Origin of the sequence: Ekhidna sp., assembly GCF_965212185.1 — a bacterium.
In the GTDB taxonomy this organism is placed as follows: domain Bacteria; phylum Bacteroidota; class Bacteroidia; order Cytophagales; family Cyclobacteriaceae; genus Ekhidna.
In genome coordinates this window covers 4,181,362-4,200,499 of record NZ_OZ243102.1, presented here as the reverse complement: position 1 = coordinate 4,200,499, position 19,138 = coordinate 4,181,362, and the positions used below count along the sequence as shown (strand labels likewise).

Sequence of the window (19,138 nt, the reverse complement as noted above, 5' to 3'; positions counted from 1 at the left end):
AAGGCCTGGGAACCATTATTGAAAATTTTCATTTAGATTTATTTGATTAATTACCCGTAACAAATACGTCATGACTGCAGAAGAACTCCAATCACAAATCAAAGAATTAGAATCAAAGCTAACCGGTGACATGTTTAACGACATGGAAATTAAAGACAAGATCCATAATTTGAAGATGAAGCAAAACGGAACTCGTCCCATGAACTCAGAGATTGAGTGTGTTGGGTGCGGCAGTTGATCGAATATTTTTATACAAAATGCCCCAATAGCGTATATATAGTAGGATTACTTTAAATCTACTGATATGCACAAGTACCGATATATATTTAAGGCTACCGTCGCATTTCTTTCAATTGCTTTATTCATAGCCACCTGTGCTTAATTCTTGATCGAAATACGGAAGCCATCTTGATTTTAGGCTGTCTATATTACAAAAGACATCCTTAAATGAAATTTATTCCTACACTTTCAATTATTCTTATTCTCTACTTTCCTGTCCCTGCTCAGGAAGAAAGCTCCTATGATTATATAGGTAATTATGGTGATTTAGGACATTCAGGACTTTCCCTTGTAAGAAAAGAGAACAGGTATGGGCTGATTGATCGCGAAGGAAAAGAAGTCCTTCCTGTACAATATGATAAGATCTATTCATTTGGATCTTCCGGACCCAACTGGGCTAAAATTCAGAAAGATGGCCTTTTGGGATTCGTAAATCGGGCAGGAGAAGTAGTTGTAAAAACAGAATACGAACGCATTTATTCATTTGGAGACAAAGGAGTTAATTGGGCAATGGTCACCAAAGGTGGATTATATGGTTTCATCGATCGGGCTGGTACCGAAATAGTCAAGCCCGTATATAGCTCCATTGGCTCATTTGGTTCCACTGGTGTATCATGGGCCAAGGTTCAAAAAGAAGGACTCTATGGTTTCATTGACAGAAGTGGTAAAGAGGTTGTACCTGCCGTATATTCTCGAATTGGCAGCTACGGATCAATCGGCACTTCTTGGGCCAAAGTAGAAAAAAATGGATTGACCGGGTTCATCGACCGTGGTGGAAAAGAAGTTGTTACGCCTAAATATTCATCTGTTTCATCTTTCGGAACAATTGCAAGTCATTGGGCCCGTGTCGAAAAAAATGGTCTTTATGGTGTGATCGACCGAGCTGGAAAAGAAGTTATTCCACCCATTTATGAACGCATGTATGATTTTGGAAGCAAAGGAGCTTCACATCTTGCATTAGTGAGAAAATCCGGAATGTATGGTTTCATTGATAAAAGTGGCCAGCAAGTGATCCCCCCAATCTATGACCGGATCAGCTATTTTGATAGGGAAAATTCGAATTGGGCCTTAGTAGAAAAAGATGGCAAATTCGGATTCATAGACAAAAGCGGAAGAGAAGTAGTCCCCGCCGCAATGACGGATCTTAGCAGGAGCTTTCATGAGCTAAGTGATCATTTCAACTCAAAAGGAACACATATCGGCACTATTGGTCCAGTTAAAAGATATTGGGTAAGTGACTTTGTCGGAAAATACGCGTTGATCAAAAGCAAGAAAACCAGAAAACTGGGTGTAATTGATAAAGAATTCAAGGTGGTAGTTCCTGTTGATTACCAAAAAATCATGGTCGATGTGAAAGGAAATATCCACGTATGGAAATAAAAAAAGGGTGTCAAAAGACACCCTCTTCATTTTCATACAATATGGCTACTTAAATGCCTCATTTAGGAGAATTTTCATTTCTTCCCAACTTGCACTATCCGCTGCTGCATCATATGCCAGCGCTCCATTTAACATCTCATGTTGGCTAGCTATTTCATCCGCACTTTTATTGGTAAAAGCATGAACAACACCTTCATATGCTACATATTTATAATCAACAGCCGAAGCATCCATTACAGCTTTAAAATCTTCAACCTGCTGTTCACTTATCATTGGATCAGCGGCACCATTCGCAACTAATATTTTTGCCTTGACTACTCCTGCAGAATCAGGCATAATTGGAAGCCCTAATCCTGCATGGAATGCAGCTACTGCATCCAAATCATACCCAGCGTTAGCCATGCTGAGGGCCATGGTACCGCCAAAGCAATACCCGACAACCGCAATTTGTTCTGAATCCACGTTCGGGTGCATTTTTAGCTGTTCCAAAGCGCTTTCAAAACGCGCTTTTGCGATATCCATGTCGCTAACAACAGCCATCATAAATTTACCTGCATTATCTGGGTGATTTGTATTCTTACCATCGCCATACATATCCAAAGCAAATGCAACATATCCTAGTTCAGCAAGCATATCAGCTCGTTCTCTGGAATGCTCATTGTGACCCCACCATTCGTGGATTACTAGCACTCCAGGTCTTTTTTGGTCGCCCTCTCCAACTGCAAAGTATCCCTTTAGAGAGGTTGTGTCAGCAGAATAAGTTACTTCTCCTTTTGGAACCTCAACGACTTCTTTTTTCTCTTCAGAGGAATCAGATTCGGTTTGCGTGCTTGTACAAGCGACTGCAAACACGCTAATAATAAATGCGTAGAACAGTTTCAATTTCATCTTTATTAGGTTTTTAGTTTAGTATAAAGGTAAACAGGAAACTAGTAGGTACTGTTCCCATAAATGTGCAAATGTCTGCTTACCTATTCTTTGATCCTTAGTTCGTCGGATAATTCGTTTGTATCAGTGTCCTTCCTGACGAATCCATTTTGTAAGAGTAGCTCTTTACATTGATTGATTCCACTCACCAGTCCATCTCCTATTTTATGTTTCTTTAAGCCATCGGTAATAAGATTGACCACATTTTCCCAGTCTTCTTTATTAACCTTGGCGTTGATCCCTTCATCACCCATGACTAACACCACATGCTCAAGTCTGCTTATATAAATTAAAATGCCAACACGTTCTTTGGTATCGTATACTTTTTCATTGATGAAGGCCTCTTTAGCTCTCAGCGATATCATCTCCATGGCTCTTTCCTCAGAAACAAGAATTCTTTTAAGGATAGGAAAAAGAATCGGAAGAAAATAGCCGATAGCCATTAATCCAAGAATCATTATAAATACCTCAAGAAAAGATAAAGCTGGAAGCATCCATGTATAGGAGAGTAGCGCAATTACTCCAAAGCCTGAAATACCGAAGAGTGCTGATAGGTGCCAGGAGACCTCAGCATAATCATCACTTTTTCTTGCGAAAAAAGGAACAATCTCACCGCATGACTCCTTTTCTAATGCTTGAACCGCTTCCTTGACTTGATGCTTTTCTTCGTTTGTGAATATATATTTTTTCATATGCTTCAAATTTTACCAGCTGCCCGAAGCGCCTCCGCCACCAAATCCTCCGCCACCTCCGGAGAAGCCACCGCCTCCGCCAAATCCTCCACCTGAAAATCCGCCAGAATATCCCCCGTAGTAGCCACCTCCTCTTCCAGAGCCACCGCTTCCTTTGCCATTTAGAAAAATAAAGGCAATGAAAGTTGCAAATAAACCTGCTGCCAGGCTCGCAAAGAGCCAAACAACAATAAATACAACAGGGAGGACTATGAGATTGCTTTTTAGATTTCCAACCTTATTGCTTAGAACTACTTTGGTTATTATCACAAAGAATACTAAAGCAACCATCCCCAAAAGAAAAGCCAATCCAACAAAATTGTGACTTGACGAATTACCACCTCCGCTAGTAGTGACCTCCGGCAGTTCTTCCCCATTTATTAAACCAATGATCGCTTCAACGCCCTCTTCTACGCCCAGGTAATAATCTCCATCTCGAAAATGAGGAACGATGATGTTACTGATAATTCGCTTTGTATAGGCATCAGGAATGGCTCCCTCCAATCCATAGCCCACTTCTATTCGTAGCTTTCGGTCATTTTTTGCAATGACTAGCAGCACTCCGTCATCAACATCTGCTCTGCCTAGTTTCCATTGATCCACAACTCGAATGGAATATTGTTCTATTGTCTCCGGTTTAGTGGAATTTACAGTCAGAATGGCCAGTTGGCTCCCCTTCCTTTCCTCCAGATCTTTCAGTTGATTTGATAGATACGCCTCTTCATTTGGAGATAGTAAGTTCGCCAGATCTGTAACGCGCTCGGTAAGTGTTGGAATCCCCTGTTGATCTTGCGCTTTCAAAGTGCCGATGACCCACATTGAGGCCATCAAAATAACTATTGATTTTAGGTATGATTTCATATCTTCGATGAAAATAAGGAAAATAAAAATTCCGAGTAGGCCTAAAACCCTTGAATTGTTAAATAAAACCCTATGAGCAAGCGAGTAATTACCATTCTGATCATTTTAGTTGTTGTTTTTATTGGATATAATTTTTTCACTGGAAAGTATAACAGCATGGTAACCATGGATGAAGAAGTGAATACCGAATGGGCAAATGTTGAAACTCAATATCAGCGTAGATACGATCTCATTCCTAACCTTGTGAATACCGTAAAGGGTTTTGCAGAACAAGAAAAAGAAGTACTGACCCAGGTCACTGAGGCGAGAGCTAAAGCATCAAGCATACAAATCGACCCTTCGAATCTCAATCAGGAAGCCCTTCAAAATTTTGCAAATGCTCAGGGGCAATTGAACTCTGCGCTTTCGAGGTTATTGGTAACTGTCGAACGTTATCCCGATTTAAAATCCAACCAAAACTTCCTGGAGCTTCAGGCACAATTAGAAGGCACTGAAAATAGAATTTCAGTGGCCCGCACTCGGTATAATGAAAAGACCAAGGCGTATAACACGTACATTCGTAAATTTCCAAATACAGTTTTAGCCGGCATGTTTGGTTTTGAAAGAAAGCCCCTGTACGAAGCAACAGAAGGAGCTGAGACTGCACCAACTGTCGAGTTTTAATTTATTTAAAAAGCAAGAAAATCGTCCTACGACTTAAAAACAGTAGGACGATTCGTAATAACTCTTAACTAGTGCAACTGGAAATTTGCTGGTACTCTCATCCGTACTTTTACAGGAATGCCTCTCTGCTTTCCAGGCGTATAATTCGGCAGTAGCTTTAAAACGCGAACAGCTTCTTCATCACACCCTGCACCAATGCCTTTTAATACCTCAATATTTGTAATCGCGCCTGATTCGTCTATGACAAACGACAGTGTTACTCTCCCTTCAATACCCATTCTTTGAGCTGCTTTTGGATATTTAATGTTCTTTGCTAGAAATGATAAAAGAGCAGCATCTCCACCCGGAAATTCTGGCATATCTTCCACTCTATCAAAAGGAGTTTCTGGAACAACTTCTATCGGCATTCCATCAGAAATCACATCTTCAATGCTCTCATCATCAATGATTGGTTCATTTGATTCCATGATTTTCGTTAACTCTTTTACTTCCTTAATTATTACAGCATCAGAAACAACCTGCTTCTTGATTTTTGGCTTTGGTATCTCGGGAATCTCTTGTTTTGTGATTTTAGGTTCTTCTATAATAAACCATGTTTCCTCCTTCACGGGTTTCTCATAAACCACTGGATCAATCGGTGATTTCCATTCAAATGCAACGATGGTTAGTGATAGGGAAATAATCATTCCTAACCCAAAGAATAAAGGCCTTCTAGTCTCCAGGTCATACTTTTTGTTTTTCTTCAATTCCATAATTCAAACGTTTATTAGGTTTTCAATCGCTTGATTAGAATAAAAGCATGAATCGTGCCTGAGTGATCAATTCAAAAAATCATTGATCTGCCTGACAAGGTCTTCAAAAACCTCTTTTCTGGGGAGTAAGTCTTCGTGGTTTGCGCCGGCAACCGGTCTGGCCACTGTTTGATGAGATGACTGCAGGTACTGCTCACATAGCTTCAAATCTTTTAAAATAGGATTGTTTCGATCCAAAGAACAGGCATGTCCAAATTCTTCCAGATAAGCTTCGTACCATTTACTCGCACTGCTAAATGAAACCAATGATGTAAAAAATAATTCAAGTGCTTGGTCTCTTCCCTCCACTATCTGCAGTTTACTTGGATCAAAAGACTCTTCCTGCAACGACCATAGTTTGAATATATCATCACTGTGGTCCTCCTTGGCGTGATACAAAACATCCGTACGGTATAAGGATGAGATTACCAGAGATGATCCATCGGTAATCGACTGAATCAATGATTTGAAATTCTGAGCGGTTTTGTTCCTAAATGAGAATTTAGGTGCTTCTTTCCCTTGAATATGGATGTATCGAAGCATTTTTCAATTATCCTTTAGCACCAGAAGCCATTAACAATTTTGCGATTTCACTTTGTCCAAACATGTTGGCAAATGAAAGAGCCGTTTCACCATCATTATTTTTCAAGTTCACATTTGCTCCCGCATCGAGCAGTAACTTGACTATATCATGAAATCCTTTGAAACACACCCCCATTAATGCTGTATTCCCGGAAGCATCTTGCGCGTTGATGTTTGCTCCTCTTTTAATTAAGATTTGTGCAATTTTTTGATGTCCAAAATATGTTGCCAAAATCAGTGGTGTAAATCCTTTCTCATCTGGCTTATCTATGAGTTCAGGAAATTCCTGGACGATTCGTTCTACAGTTACAGAATCCCCGGCTTGTATCAACATTGGCAGTTTCGCAGCATCCATATTTGTCGAGTTTTACAAAAAGATAAATGAAAAAAAGGAGCTCCCCAGCAAAAGAAAGCTCCTTTTAATTTGTTTTTATTCCAAATCGAATCGATCTGCATTCATCACTTTTGTCCAGGCGCTAATAAAGTCCTTAACAAACTTTTCTTTGTTATCATCCTGTGCGTACAATTCAGCATATCCTCTCAGAATTGAATTGGATCCAAATACCAGGTCTGCTCGTGTGGCTGAGTAAACTACATCCCCAGTTTTTCTGTTCCTTCCTTCATAAAGGTTCTCTCCTTTTGGTACCCACTTATAAGTCATGTCTGTCAGGTTAACAAAGAAGTCATTGGACAAGGCTCCTACATTATCTGTGAATACTCCATTTTTAGAATCCGCATAATTGGCTCCAATCACGCGCATTCCTCCTACCAATACTGTCATTTCAGGAGCAGTTAGTCCGAGTAACTGTGCATGATCTAGCATCATTTCTTCAGCAGATGCAGCATACGCTTTCTTCTGGAAATTCCTAAATCCATCAGCCACTCTTTCGAGCGGTTCAAAAGCTTCAATGTCTGTCATCTCTTGAGTAGCATCACCCCTACCAGGAGCAAACGGAACGGAAACATCAAACCCTGCAGCTTTCGCCGCTTGCTCAACACCTACATTCCCCGCCAACACAATCACGTCTGCAATGCTTGCATTGAATTCTGCTGCAATTGGTTCGAGTTTAGAAAGAACTTTGGATAGTCTTTCAGGTTCATTTCCTTCCCAATCTTTTTGAGGTGCCAATCTAATTCTGGCACCATTGGCTCCACCTCTCATGTCTGAACCTCTGAACGTACGAACACTATCCCATGCAGTTGCTACCATGTCTGCAATCGAAATCCCAGACTCAGCAATTTTGGCTTTCAAAGCATCTACGTTGTAGGATGCATTCCCTGGTTCAATTGGGTCTTGCCAGATCAAATCTTCTTTAGGAACTTCTGGTCCAATATATCGTGCCTTTGGTCCCATGTCTCTATGAGTAAGCTTAAACCAGGCTCTCGCAAAGGTTTCTGAGAAGTATTCCTGATCATCTTTGAATTTGAGAGAAATCTCTCTATAAATCGGATCCTCCCTCATAGCCATGTCCGCATCTGTCATAATCGGCATGGTTCTAACCGATGGATCTTCCACATCCACAGGCATATCCTCCTCTTTTATATCCACTGGCATCCATTGATTGGCACCAGCAGGGCTTTTCTTTAGTTCCCACTCATGTTCAAAAAGCATTTTAAAGTAGCCATTGTCCCATTTTGTAGGTTCAGAAGTCCATGCACCTTCAAGGCCACTTGTGATGGTGTGTCTTCCCACTCCACCATTTTGATCGTTCGACCAACCGAATCCCTGCTCTTCGATGGACGCACCTTCCGGCTCTGGCCCCAACTTATTGGCGTCACCATTTCCATGAGCTTTACCGACGGAGTGACCTCCTGCAGTCAAGGCGACAGTTTCTTCATCATTCATCGCCATTCTGGCAAAAGTTTCTCTCACCTGAGCTGCTGTTTTAAGTGGATCTGGATTCCCATTTACTCCTTCAGGGTTTACATAAATGAGACCCATGTGGACGGCTGCCAATGGATTTTCAAGTGTTGAGGGATCGTCCAGATTCTCGTATCGTTCCTCACTTGGAGCAAGAAATTCCTTTTCTGCTCCCCAGTAAATGTCTTTTTCTGGATGCCAGATGTCAGGTCTTCCGAAAGAGAATCCATACATTTTTAACCCCATCGTTTCATAAGCAGCATTTCCAGCCATTATGAAAAGATCAGCCCAGCTGATTTTATTTCCATATTTCTTTTTTATTGGCCATAGCAATCGTCTTGCTTTATCCAGACTGGTATTGTCTGGCCAGGAGTTTAACGGAGAAAATCGCTGATTGCCTGTACCTGCACCTCCTCTACCATCGGAAATACGATAGGTGCCTGCCGCGTGCCACGCCATTCTTATCATAAAACCTCCATAATGCCCCCAGTCAGCCGGCCACCAATCCTGGCTATCTGTCATTAAAGCATGCATGTCTGATTTGATTTCATCAAAGTCCAGTTCTTTAACTGCCTCTCTGTAATCATAATCTTCATCGTATGGATTCGTTTTAGAGTCGTGCTGACTCAGGATATCAAGATTCAGTGAATTTGGCCACCAATGTTTATCAGTTGTGCCGGAGGAAGTGTTTCCCCCATGAAAGGGACATTTGCCTGCCCCGTTTGATGATGCGTTCATATTCATTTTAGAAAAGGTTTTAATACTTTAACTATTGTAAATCTATTATTTGCTTTATTTATAATTTTTATATGTCCATTAGATATAAATATATCAAATCCTTTTGTGGATGCCTCCTGATTCTTGTTGGATTTAGCGCTTTATCTCAATCCAAGAAAAAGTTCACTACAAAATATGATCGAGATGACCTGGCACTGGTACCTCAAGCGCCAGATTATAACAACCTCAAATTCTGGGTAGCCCATCCTGAGAAAAAGGATATGGCCGATGAAGTGCCTGGAAAAGGAGAAATTACAGAATATCAGGAGAGTGCTGACGTGGATGTGTTCTTCATTTACCCAACCATTTATTCTAAGAAGCAGGATAAAGATCACCCATGGTTTGCTGATGTCTATGATGAGAAATTGAATAAGGAAATTGCCACTTCAACCATCAAATACCAGGCAAGTGTTTTTAATGGATCTGCTAAAGTTTATTCACCATTATACAGGCAGGCACACATTGGCATCTATTATATTGATAATCTACCATTGAAAGTGGAGGCGCTGGAGTTTGCTTATGCAGATGTAAAACAAGCCTTTGAGTATTACCTGGAAAATTGGAATAACGGGCGGCCAATAATCATTGCCTCACACAGTCAGGGCACTAATCATGCGGTGAAACTGCTTCGAGAATTTTTTGAAAGTAAGCCCCTAATGAACAAACTAGTGGCTGCTTATATCATAGGAATGCCATTGGATAAGGGAACCTTTTCATACATCCCTGTTTGTGATGAGCCTTCTGAAACTGGTTGTTGGCTTACCTGGAATACATATGCTAAGGGTTATTATCCTCCAGATCATGAGTTTTGGTATGGGGATGCTCTGAATGTCAATCCACTTACATGGAAAACTGATTCTAGCTATGCTTCCTGGGGGAAAAATAAAGGAGGTATTCTAAAGAATTTCAAAAAAATCCGGCCTGGGATTTCTGATGCTCAGAACTATGATGGGATGTTATGGATCAATAAACCGAAGTTTTTCGGGAACTTCCTATTGAACTGGAAGCGCTATCACATGGTAGATTACAATCTCTTCTATTTAAATATTCGGGAAAATGTAGAGGATCGTGTGGAAACGTATTTAGAGGAGAATAAATAATGCGGAGCTATCCCTTTTGACCCTTTTTTTCACATTCCTCCAGAAACTCAGGAAGTATTGCCATCATGCGCTGATGAATATCAAATAGGGTGGCACTTGCCAGGTATTCAACTGAAAAATCACAGTATGCAATAAAACTGGTCAGCTTATCTCCTTCCAGCTTGGTATTCTCTCCAACCCACTCCCGAGTAAACTTAAGGTAAGCGGTAGAAGTAGTATGTCTTTGTTTCCTGATTTGCTGCATTTTTCGCTTCTCTTTTTCCTTTTTGCTGAACGAATGATGGATGGCTGAAATGGGATGAAAGAAAACAAATGCGGGATTTAGGTATTCCTTTTTTTCCAATTGTGGATAGGGGTCCATGACCACTTGTGGAACACCAAACACTTGAAATGTTGTGTCTTTGGGCTGTTCTTTAAGAATCAAATCTTTAAACCTGACATACTCTGGAAACTCACCAACCACTACCTCATCTAAATAGATGGTATTAACGGGAAGAAAAAATGACACTTCTTTTTCATTAAACCAAGTTGAATCGGCTACCCATGCCAATGTTTTGTGTCCTACACTAGAAAGTACAAGCGTGTCGCCTACTTGTGCAGGTATCCTAAACTGACCCAATTCATTCGTAGATGTCAGGCTTCCAGCATTAATATTCCGGATATGTACACCAATCATTGGATCATTGGAAGTACTATCCTTTACTAACCCATATACATAGTTTCTTTGACCGACGACAGCCAGACAAAGTATACATGCAGCTATGGTAAAAAGATATCTCAAGATCAAATATCTGTTTTTAGCTGACGATTTTTTTTGAATTAGGAATATTTAACATTTCCGAGAGAGTTAAGTTAAGTGTCTATGATTCAATTCAAAAAGCATTCCGGAATCTATACACTTAGTGTAATGCAGGAATTACCAATAGGGTTGTCTGAGGCCTGGGATTTCTTTTCTTCTCCAAAAAATCTAGAAATCATCACTCCTCCACATATGGGATTTAAAATCACTTCTGGGGAGCCGGGCGGGATGTATCCCGGGCAGATTATTACTTATAAAGTAGCTCCTTTTCCGGGCGTAAAAACGAATTGGGCCACTGAGATAACCCATGTAATAGATAAAAAATTCTTCGTGGATGAGCAGCGATTTGGTCCGTATAACATGTGGCATCATGAGCATCATTTTGAAGAGCGGGAAAATGGCATCTTTATGACAGACAAGGTGTCCTATAAAATCCCTTTTGGTTTTCTGGGTCACCTCGCCCAGGGTTTATTTGTTAAAAGACAGCTAAAAGAGATTTTCGAATACCGTATCAATAAGTTGGAAGAGATGTTTGGTAAGTAGCCTATCTTTATTGGTGATCCGCACCTAAAATAAAGATATGGACCGTCGAAAAGTAATTAAAGGAATGGCCGCTGGGATAGCAGGTCTTCCATTTATTCAAGCAAAAGCATCTCAACCCAGAATTTCAGATTATACCAGCTATTTCCAATCAGATGTCTCATCAGATGAGAAGTTCTGGAAAAAATTCAGAAAGGACTTTTATGATGTGCCAAAGGACTTTATCAATCTGGAGAATGGATATTTTGGAGTGCAACCACTACCTGTTCAAAAGGCATATCTAAAAAATATTGAGCAAGTAAATGTGAACTCTTCCAGGTACTTAAGGACAACCTACAGAGAAGATTACCAATCGATTGTAAATGGCTTAGCAGCTTTTGCCGGGATTGAACTTGAAGAAGCACTGATTACCAGAAATGCTACTGAGGCACTAAACATAGCGATCCAGGGACTGGATTGGAAAAGTGGAGATGAAGTCATTCTTTCCGGGCAGGACTACTACAGTATGATTGAGACTTTTGAGATGCTGGAAAAGCAAAAAGGGATCATTATTAAGAAAATCAAACTGCCGCTACTACCAAAAAGTGATCAGGAAATAATTGATAGATATAGGGAGGCAGTTTCCACAAAGACCAGATGTATTTTATGCACACACATCATTCATCTGACTGGACAGATAATGCCAATCAAAAAAATATCAGATCAGTTCAAACCTCAAGGAATTGACGTTATTGTCGATGCTGCACACAGCTTTGCTCAAATCGATTATCAATTGAAAGATTTAGGTGCTGATTTTGTAGGTGTCAACCTCCACAAATGGTTTGGCAACCCATTGGGTGCCGGCCTTCTCTACGTCAATAAAAATCGCATCAAAGACCTCAAGCCTTTGTATGGTGATAGTGGGTCAGAAGAAAATGATATCATGAAATTGGGACATTTTGGGACACTTTCCGTTCCGACTGTATTGACTATTCCTGAGGCCCAGTCATTCAATGAAACCATTACCATTCAGACAAAAGAAAAACGCCTGCGCTACCTCCAAAACTATTGGACATCAAAAGCTCGGGAGATTCAAAATGTAATTGTTACTACCCCATCGGAGGCAAAGCGGAGTTGTGCAATTGCCAGTTTCAAAGTAGAAGGAAAAGAAACCAAAAAAGTGATCGATCAATTATTTGAAAAAACGAAGGTATTCACAGTGATTCGCTATCTACCAGATCAGGAAGTAGTAAGAGTCACGCCTAATCTTTACAACCTCACAGAGGAGTTAGATCTATTAATTGATGGTTTAAAATCTATCGCATGAAAAACCTAATTAGACTTGAAGAGCTGGTGATGTTTCTCCTTTCGATATATCTATTCAGCTTTCTGGATTACGCTTGGTGGATCTATCTTTTACTGATACTGACTCCTGATATTGGCATGTTGGGTTATCTTATAAATGCTCAGGTTGGAGCTTTAACATATAACATGTTCCACCATAAAGGAATTGCCCTTTTCATTGGTTTTATGGGTCTTTGGTGGTCTATTCCAGAATTACAGCTTGCAAGCATTATCTTATTTGGGCATGCGAGCATGGATCGAATATTTGGGTATGGATTAAAGTTTAGTGATAACTTTAAACATACACATTTAGGAGATTTGTAATTATGGCTAAAGCACCTTTCCCAACCGAAGACATGGCCCTTACCACTATTCTTGTGGTTTCAGACATGGCTAAATCCAAAGATTTTTATAAAAACGTACTTGGTGCAGAAATATATCGTGAATATGGTGGCGATTCTTGTGTGCTTCAATTTTTGGGAAATTGGATTCTAATAGTGACCTCCGGAGGAGAAACTAAAGATAAACCGGGAACTCAATTTTTGCCTCCTCCAAATCCAAAAAATATCAGTCATTCATTCACCATTCGAGTAAAAGACTGCATGGGATCTTACGAAACACTAAAAGAAAGAGGAGCTGAGTTTTTAACGCCACCAGTTGATTGGGGTGCTGAGATACGTGCGTTTTTCAAAGATCCTGACGGACATTTATTTGAAATTAGTCAGGCTTAATCATGCTCTCAATCGTCATCCCAACCCTGAATGAAGAAAAATATCTCCGGCATACAATTCTTCACACACTAGCAAAGGCTAAAAATCCTCAGCAGATAGAAATTCTGGTAATTGATGCTGGCAGTAAAGACCAAACACTTGATAGCATTCAGGATTTAGCAGAAATTAAGGCTTTTCAAAAACCAACTTTTGCATTGAAGAAGTACGAAAGCATGAACTTTGGCTTCAATCAAGCTTCCGGGGAGGTAATTCTTTTTCTTGATGCAGACACTTTATTACCGGCGCATTTCGATTCACTCATCATCCGGTATCTACAAGACAAGAAAGCAATTGGAGGTGCCTTCGAATTTGCCTTTGAATCTCCAGACTGGAAGCTACAATTAGTTACCCTGGCAAATAGAATTCGCTATCGTTTTGGAAAAGTCTTTTATGGAGATCAGGCAGTTTTCGTTAGAAAAGAGTCACTGGCACAAATTGGAGGAGTACCCAAAGAACCTTTAATGGAAACAGCCTACATGTGCCAGTCATTGAGTAAAAGAGGTAAACTAAAAATTGTACGGCCTGCTTTGAAGACCTCTCCACGCAGATTCAAGACTCATGGTTTTTTTAAAGTGGCATGGTTTGACCTCAATATGATCATTCGTTTTAACTTAGGCCTTTCCGTTTCTAATTACGCTAGTATTTATTGGGGTAAAAATCTTAGAAGTAGTCAATGAACCAGCCTTTAGTTTCAATCATTATGGCAGCAAGAGACACTGCGCCATACCTACCCAAATGTTTGGATTCCATTATCAGACAGACCTACAAAAAATGGGAGCTGATAGCTATTAATGATCATTCGAAAGACCGCACTCCGGATATTCTGAAATGGTATGCAGAAAAAGATGATCGCATAAAGGTTATTTACAGTAAAAGACAAAAACTCATACCTGCACTTAAAGAAGGATACGCTGTATCAAAGGGAGAACTCATTAATCGGATGGATTCTGATGACAAAATGCCGGCTGATAAGCTCGAGGTATTGGTCAATGAATGGCTGAAACACGGCAAAGGAAACATCATCGCAGGGGGTACTGAACACTTTGTTGAAAAAGGAGAGGTAGGTGATGGATTTCGACGATACGAAGAGTGGCTAAATGAGGTGGCCAGAGAAAATAAACATTACCAGGAAATCTATCAGGAGTGTGTGATTCCTTCTCACTGCTGGATCATTCACCGGGAAGACTTTGATAAAGTCAACGGCTTTAATCCGGAGGTTTACCCGGAAGATTATGATTTGTGCTTCCGCTTTTATAAAGCTGGTTTGAAAGTCCATGGAATAGATAAGGTGCTACACTACTGGAGGGATCGACTCGACAGAATATCCCGTACCTGGGAGGAGTACAAAGACAATAGATATTTTGAGATGAAGCTCCGCTATTTCTATCAGATCGATCGTGATCGTGATCGCCCGTTGTTACTTTGGGGGGCTGGCCGCAATGGAAAGGATTTAGCAAAGCTTCTGTTTGAGGAAGAGAATAACTTTCACTGGGTATGTGATAACCGAAGAAAAGTGGGTAAAGATGTTTACGGGATCAAAATAGAACACCAGGAGGTGATTCCTGAAATTGAAAATGCTCAGATTTTGATTGCTGTGACTTCTCCGGAAGAAAAAAAGGAAATACGAAAGCAACTTGAGAGCTGGGGGAAAAAGCCAGTCAAAGACTTTTGGTTTTTCGCTTGATGAAAAGCCAGAGGCATATCTTACCTATCATCGTGCTCGCACAGTTTATGTGTACGTCGCTGTGGTTTGCAGGGAATGCAGTAATGCCTCAGTTGATTAACCACCTGAATCTTAGTACCGCAGACCTTGGATATGTGACTTCCTCTGTTCAGTTTGGGTTTATCGTCGGAACGCTTGTCTATTCAATTTTTACAATTGCAGATCGTTTCAATGCTTCTAATGTGTTCCTAATGAGCGCTTTGTTAGGTGCTTTATTTAATCTGTTAATTTCCCTAAGTGGTTCATTTGCTGAATTAATCACATTTCGATTCCTCACCGGTTTTTTCCTTGCAGGTATTTATCCGGTTGGGATGAAGATCGCTTCAGATTTCTTTAAAGATGGGCTGGGTAAGGCTTTGAGCTTTCTTGTCGGTGCATTAGTACTTGGAACTGCTCTACCGCATTTAATTGCAAGCTACGACAACTTCATTGCATGGGAGTTTGTGCTGTACACAACCTCTTCTTTGGCAGTCATTGGAGGAATCATCATAAAGTTCTTTATAGGTGAAGGCCCATATCACAAAAAATCACAAGAAGTAAAATTTAGTGCAATGAGGCAGGTGTTTAAAGATCGTTCCTTTCGATCTGCTGCGTTCGGATACTTCGGCCACATGTGGGAATTGTATGCGTTTTGGGCATTTGTTCCAGTAATGCTTGGTTTACATTCAGGCTCAAATGGACGTGTATCTTTCCACTCCTTTCTGGTAATTGGATTAGGTGCCATTGCATGTTTTATTGGCGGTTTTATATCGGATAAGTATGGCACTAAGAAAATGGCAATCGTCTTTCTAGGCTTATCTGGAATTTGTTGTTTAGCATCCCCTTTGATGTACGGCTTAAACTATAATGGTTATTTAATTTTTTTAATCTTCTGGGGTATGGTTGTGATAGCCGATTCACCGCTTTTTAGCACGTTAGTGGCTCAACATGCTGATCCAAAAATAAAGGGAACTGCACTCACAATTGTGACTAGTGTCGGCTTTGCAATCACCATCGGGAGCTTACAGCTTCTAGTCTATCTCCTTGTGAACTATGATCAGCAAATCCTATTTCTACCTTTAGTAATAGGGCCTGTTTTAGGTCTTATTGCCCTTATAAAAAGACCTACTTCCGCTTCATCTTAAATACCTCCGTCCAGCTTTTGTCTTTGTTTTTCAGGTCTAACCGAATTTCCATTTCAGTATCTGATTTTCTTTCAAAAACCAATCCCTTCAATACGATTTTATCATCAGTAAATTCTATGGCCTTGAAATGAACAAAGTCTTCTTTGGTTTCCCAACTCATCATGTCCGGATTGAAATGTTTTAAGCGAAGACCGGTTGAATCCATCACCATGAACTCATAGAAATTCAAAGATCCGTCTCCTTTGTGGTGTCTATAAACTCCCATCATAGTGCCATCCTCTGATGGTGATGACCACAATTCTTCAGATGTGCCACCAAATCCGTCTCCTGTCCAATTACCAGCGAGCCAGGCATAAGGAGGGGTATTACCTTGGGAATAACAGATAGCATTGAAGCTGAAAAGAATTGATAGTAGTAGTAGCTTTTTCATAATATGATGTTTTGTGAAAAGACGTTTAAATATTTGATTACTGGACACTTTCAAAGATTTCTATGGCATTCCCTTCCGGGTCTTTGCAAATGACCTTATCTCCTATTTCCTTAAAAAGGACACCCTGCTCCTTCAAATACTCCCTAGTGTCATTAAGATTCGATGTTTCAAAAAGTAGAACCATTTGGGCATCTCCATACTCCAATGGATTCCTCTTCAGGTTGCCTTTTTGATGGATCATAAATGCAAAGGTTCCATCCGTGTGTTTTAAAGGTAGTGCTTCAGGCAGGTAATTCCGAGACCACTCGTCAAACCCAAGAATGTCCAGATAAAAAGCAGATACTTTTTCCATGTCGGAAATTGTAACGCCGGTGTTATAAACCTTGTATCCTTCAAATGCTGGAATCTTTCTTATTTGAACCTCGATCAAGCTCAGGACGTGACCACTTGGATCCTTAAATGGAATGGAAATTCCAACACCATTCCTTTGAAGCAAGGTGTCATAAAGTGATACATTCCTGGAACGTAAGTGATCAATTCCAGGAAGTAATTTGTGGGTTTGAATACTCAACCCGGTTCTTGCTCCCAATGGATAATTGGAAACAGAAGACTCAGATGCCCTTGTTAAATAAATGGGAAATGCATCAGATGCCGATTCATTTTCTGCTATTATCCCAATCCCAAGTACCTCTTTGTAAAATCTTCTGGAAGCCTCTATATCACTGGAAAAAACTCGTATTCCATGATGTCGGAATGTTGGTTTATCCTGACTAAACATCGGGTGAGTGAATGCCCTGATTAAAAGGAATATTGCAAAAGCTTTCATATCCTAAAGATCTATCGAACCATAAACTGTTTCAACTCAACTGTACCGCCATACGTGGTATGTGGGTTATCTTTTGCAATTGCAAGAGCCTCCTCTATCGAACTTGATTCAAATATGAAATAACCGGTAATTCGATCATTATTTTTCACTTCTTGTCCCTCATTTGAGATGAGTATTGCATCATTTTTTAATTCCTGACCTTGAATCCGAATTCCTCTTTCGGAAACCTTTTTAATCCAATTGCTGTGAGCTTCAAACATTTTCATTGGGTCTCCAGCCTGAAAGTTTTCATCCTCATGGAGCAGTAGCATAAATGATTGCTCAGGAGCTGTTTCCTCAGCCCTCCATTGCTGAAAGAAGATGCCACTTAAGAAAATAAGTACAGATGCCGCGACTCTAAGTGACCATCTGATAATAGTAGCAGAACCACTGGAAGATATGAGTCCTTCATTTTTTAAGGAATTGATAATCTTTTGTTCAAGCGCTCTTGGTGGAACTTGCTCATTGTCTAAGTCCTTAAACCTTCTTATTTCTTCATCAGAAAGATGCTCGTCATTCATTTCGTTTGATATTTATCTGCTTCTAAATATTCTCTCAGCGCTTTACGTGCTTGAAAAAGCTGACTCTTGCTCGTCCCCTCCGTTACATTTAGCAGCCCGGCTATTTCTTTATGCTTATATCCGTCTATATCGTGTAGTATAAACACCTCCCGATAACCTCTTGGAAGCTGACCAATAGCTTTTTCCAAATCATAAGAAGCCTGAAAGTTCGATTCAAATGAATTTGTGTTTCCTTTATCAACCATTTCCTCATGATTTTTTCGTTTCTGATACTGTGCTTTTGAAAGATTAATCAAAATTCCAATCAGCCAGGTTCTCAATTCAGAGCGCCATTCAAATTCAGGAAGCTTACGAATAGCTATAATCCACAACTCCTGAATGAGCTCTTCAGACTCATTTGTGTTTTGTGTAAGCCGCAAAGCCATTTTATACAAGTGTGGAGTATGTAAATGATACAGTTTCGAAAATGATTTTTCGCTACGTTTTTTCAGAAACTGACTTACAAGTTCTTGGTTCTCCAATCTGCTTTGTTTTCTATAAGTTAGGTAAGTAGGCCAAAAGGTTGGTTCACCAGATAAAAAACATCTGATGGTACTGCATAGCTATCCAGACGTGCCGTTCTTTAATTTGCTGACGCGCTCAGGCTCATGTGCAATCCAGGTATTCAGAAGGCCATTCATCATATGAATGAACTTCGTGGTTTGTAATTCAGTATTTGAAGGATCATTCAAAAAGTTCTTTACATCAGCCAGAGCAGTGAGCTTTTCAAGTTTTTCATTGCTCAGCATCCAGGATCCCATCGACCATTCTGAAAAAACACGTTCTTCATAAAATCCTTGAACCCAGACAACAAGATCTTTATGCCTGGCATCTTGCTTAATAATCTTTAAGAGATTCAAGACATCTTTTTTACCACCCTCAAGGTATTGCAAATAATGTCCTTCTATAGCCAAGAGCATTCCCGTAATATCAAAAACCTTATTATTTCGAATAGATGCATGGGTAATCTCATCTACAATTTCCACTGTCATTGGGATTCTTGGTTTGCTAGTATAGATGAGGTAAAAGATCATGGTAGTGTAGATACTTAA

At 40.1% G+C, this 19,138-nt stretch carries 24 protein-coding genes; 11 read left to right on the top strand and 13 right to left on the bottom strand.

Translation table 11 applies throughout. The features are described from left to right. The first annotated feature begins 70 nt into the window (after positions 1 to 70). Together ACOMC3_RS18470 and ACOMC3_RS18465 are read left to right on the top strand one after the other, a co-directional pair. Complete coding sequence (locus ACOMC3_RS18470; protein ID WP_420317370.1) at positions 71 to 238, top strand: hypothetical protein; 168 nt, start codon at positions 71 to 73, stop codon at positions 236 to 238. A 209-nt stretch (positions 239 to 447) separates the two neighbouring features. Continuing rightward, positions 448 to 1,659 (top strand): WG repeat-containing protein, encoded by a 1,212-nt coding sequence (locus tag ACOMC3_RS18465; protein ID WP_420317369.1) that lies wholly within the window; start codon positions 448 to 450, stop codon positions 1,657 to 1,659. A 45-nt stretch (positions 1,660 to 1,704) separates the two neighbouring features. On the opposite strand, the gene ACOMC3_RS18460 is transcribed toward ACOMC3_RS18465, so the two are convergent. The 3 genes from ACOMC3_RS18460 to ACOMC3_RS18450 form a co-directional block, all read right to left on the bottom strand. Continuing rightward, entirely contained in the window at positions 1,705 to 2,547 is an 843-nt protein-coding gene (locus ACOMC3_RS18460) for a dienelactone hydrolase family protein (protein WP_420317368.1), read from the bottom strand. A gap of 83 nt (positions 2,548 to 2,630) precedes the next feature. Beyond that, positions 2,631 to 3,278, bottom strand: coding sequence for a TPM domain-containing protein (locus tag ACOMC3_RS18455; protein ID WP_420317367.1), 648 nt, complete (start codon positions 3,276 to 3,278; stop codon positions 2,631 to 2,633). 12 nt (positions 3,279 to 3,290) lie between these two features. Next, positions 3,291 to 4,178, bottom strand: coding sequence for a TPM domain-containing protein (locus ACOMC3_RS18450; protein WP_420317366.1), 888 nt, complete (start codon positions 4,176 to 4,178; stop codon positions 3,291 to 3,293). 72 nt (positions 4,179 to 4,250) lie between these two features. Between ACOMC3_RS18450 and ACOMC3_RS18445 the strand changes: the two genes are divergently transcribed. Further along, on the top strand, positions 4,251 to 4,841 hold the full coding sequence (locus ACOMC3_RS18445; protein ID WP_420317365.1) for a LemA family protein: 591 nt from the start codon (positions 4,251 to 4,253) through the stop codon (positions 4,839 to 4,841). Positions 4,842 to 4,909: 68 nt separating this feature from the next. Here ACOMC3_RS18445 and ACOMC3_RS18440 read toward each other — a convergent pair whose 3' ends face one another. The 4 genes from ACOMC3_RS18440 to katG all read right to left on the bottom strand — a co-directional run bounded on the left by ACOMC3_RS18440 (position 4,910) and on the right by katG (position 8,813). Further along, positions 4,910 to 5,593 carry an energy transducer TonB gene (locus ACOMC3_RS18440; protein ID WP_420317364.1) on the bottom strand — a complete coding sequence of 228 codons (684 nt, stop codon included), beginning with the start codon at positions 5,591 to 5,593 and terminating at the stop codon, positions 4,910 to 4,912. 66 nt (positions 5,594 to 5,659) lie between these two features. Further along, a complete protein-coding gene (locus tag ACOMC3_RS18435; RefSeq protein ID WP_420317363.1) occupies positions 5,660 to 6,175 on the bottom strand; it encodes a hypothetical protein in 516 nt (171 codons plus the stop codon). A 7-nt stretch (positions 6,176 to 6,182) separates the two neighbouring features. Continuing rightward, entirely contained in the window at positions 6,183 to 6,569 is a 387-nt protein-coding gene (locus tag ACOMC3_RS18430) for an ankyrin repeat domain-containing protein (protein ID WP_420317362.1), read from the bottom strand. Between the two features lie 75 nt (positions 6,570 to 6,644). Next, positions 6,645 to 8,813, bottom strand: a complete 2,169-nt coding sequence (gene katG, locus ACOMC3_RS18425; protein WP_420317361.1) for a catalase/peroxidase HPI — start codon at positions 8,811 to 8,813, stop codon at positions 6,645 to 6,647. A gap of 71 nt (positions 8,814 to 8,884) precedes the next feature. On the opposite strand from katG, the gene ACOMC3_RS18420 reads away from it, so the two are divergent. Then, positions 8,885 to 9,952: a DUF3089 domain-containing protein gene (locus tag ACOMC3_RS18420; RefSeq protein ID WP_420317360.1), complete on the top strand. Its 1,068-nt coding sequence runs from the start codon at positions 8,885 to 8,887 to the stop codon at positions 9,950 to 9,952. A 7-nt stretch (positions 9,953 to 9,959) separates the two neighbouring features. On the opposite strand, the gene ACOMC3_RS18415 is transcribed toward ACOMC3_RS18420, so the two are convergent. Further along, a complete protein-coding gene (locus ACOMC3_RS18415; RefSeq protein WP_420317359.1) occupies positions 9,960 to 10,733 on the bottom strand; it encodes a carboxypeptidase-like regulatory domain-containing protein in 774 nt (257 codons plus the stop codon). 81 nt (positions 10,734 to 10,814) lie between these two features. Here ACOMC3_RS18415 and ACOMC3_RS18410 point away from each other — a divergent pair, with 81 nt between their 5' ends. The 7 genes from ACOMC3_RS18410 to ACOMC3_RS18380 are packed head-to-tail and all read left to right on the top strand — an operon-like array spanning position 10,815 to position 16,231. Then, positions 10,815 to 11,294: an SRPBCC family protein gene (locus tag ACOMC3_RS18410; RefSeq protein WP_420317358.1), complete on the top strand. Its 480-nt coding sequence runs from the start codon at positions 10,815 to 10,817 to the stop codon at positions 11,292 to 11,294. 37 nt (positions 11,295 to 11,331) lie between these two features. Further along, the gene (locus ACOMC3_RS18405) at positions 11,332 to 12,597 is read left to right on the top strand and encodes an aminotransferase class V-fold PLP-dependent enzyme (protein WP_420317357.1); all 1,266 of its coding nucleotides are present in this window, start codon (positions 11,332 to 11,334) and stop codon (positions 12,595 to 12,597) included. Further along, the gene (locus ACOMC3_RS18400; RefSeq protein WP_420317356.1) at positions 12,594 to 12,938 is read left to right on the top strand and encodes a DUF4260 domain-containing protein; all 345 of its coding nucleotides are present in this window, start codon (positions 12,594 to 12,596) and stop codon (positions 12,936 to 12,938) included. The genes ACOMC3_RS18405 and ACOMC3_RS18400 overlap by 4 nt, the downstream gene beginning before the upstream one ends. Positions 12,939 to 12,940: 2 nt before the next feature. After that, on the top strand, positions 12,941 to 13,345 hold the full coding sequence (locus ACOMC3_RS18395; RefSeq protein WP_420317355.1) for a VOC family protein: 405 nt from the start codon (positions 12,941 to 12,943) through the stop codon (positions 13,343 to 13,345). A 2-nt stretch (positions 13,346 to 13,347) separates the two neighbouring features. Beyond that, complete coding sequence (locus ACOMC3_RS18390) at positions 13,348 to 14,061, top strand: glycosyltransferase (RefSeq protein ID WP_420317354.1); 714 nt, start codon at positions 13,348 to 13,350, stop codon at positions 14,059 to 14,061. Further along, the gene (locus ACOMC3_RS18385; RefSeq protein ID WP_420317353.1) at positions 14,058 to 15,068 is read left to right on the top strand and encodes a glycosyltransferase; all 1,011 of its coding nucleotides are present in this window, start codon (positions 14,058 to 14,060) and stop codon (positions 15,066 to 15,068) included. The genes ACOMC3_RS18390 and ACOMC3_RS18385 overlap by 4 nt, the downstream gene beginning before the upstream one ends. Next, on the top strand, positions 15,068 to 16,231 hold the full coding sequence (locus ACOMC3_RS18380; RefSeq protein ID WP_420317352.1) for an MFS transporter: 1,164 nt from the start codon (positions 15,068 to 15,070) through the stop codon (positions 16,229 to 16,231). The genes ACOMC3_RS18385 and ACOMC3_RS18380 overlap by 1 nt, the downstream gene beginning before the upstream one ends. On the opposite strand, the gene ACOMC3_RS18375 is transcribed toward ACOMC3_RS18380, so the two are convergent. The 5 genes from ACOMC3_RS18375 to ACOMC3_RS18355 all read right to left on the bottom strand — a co-directional run bounded on the left by ACOMC3_RS18375 (position 16,212) and on the right by ACOMC3_RS18355 (position 19,120). Beyond that, a complete protein-coding gene (locus ACOMC3_RS18375) occupies positions 16,212 to 16,661 on the bottom strand; it encodes a DUF6265 family protein (RefSeq protein ID WP_420317351.1) in 450 nt (149 codons plus the stop codon). The two genes, ACOMC3_RS18380 and ACOMC3_RS18375, sit on opposite strands and share 20 nt — an antisense overlap. Before the next feature lie 37 nt (positions 16,662 to 16,698). Next, positions 16,699 to 17,487, bottom strand: coding sequence for a VOC family protein (locus tag ACOMC3_RS18370; protein WP_420317350.1), 789 nt, complete (start codon positions 17,485 to 17,487; stop codon positions 16,699 to 16,701). Positions 17,488 to 17,498: 11 nt separating this feature from the next. Beyond that, the gene (locus ACOMC3_RS18365) at positions 17,499 to 18,047 is read right to left on the bottom strand and encodes a YciI family protein (RefSeq protein WP_420317349.1); all 549 of its coding nucleotides are present in this window, start codon (positions 18,045 to 18,047) and stop codon (positions 17,499 to 17,501) included. Next, a complete protein-coding gene (locus ACOMC3_RS18360) occupies positions 18,044 to 18,568 on the bottom strand; it encodes an RNA polymerase sigma factor (protein WP_420317348.1) in 525 nt (174 codons plus the stop codon). The genes ACOMC3_RS18365 and ACOMC3_RS18360 overlap by 4 nt, the downstream gene beginning before the upstream one ends. A gap of 81 nt (positions 18,569 to 18,649) precedes the next feature. After that, positions 18,650 to 19,120 (bottom strand): BLUF domain-containing protein, encoded by a 471-nt coding sequence (locus ACOMC3_RS18355; protein ID WP_420317347.1) that lies wholly within the window; start codon positions 19,118 to 19,120, stop codon positions 18,650 to 18,652. Positions 19,121 to 19,138: the final 18 nt, after the last annotated feature.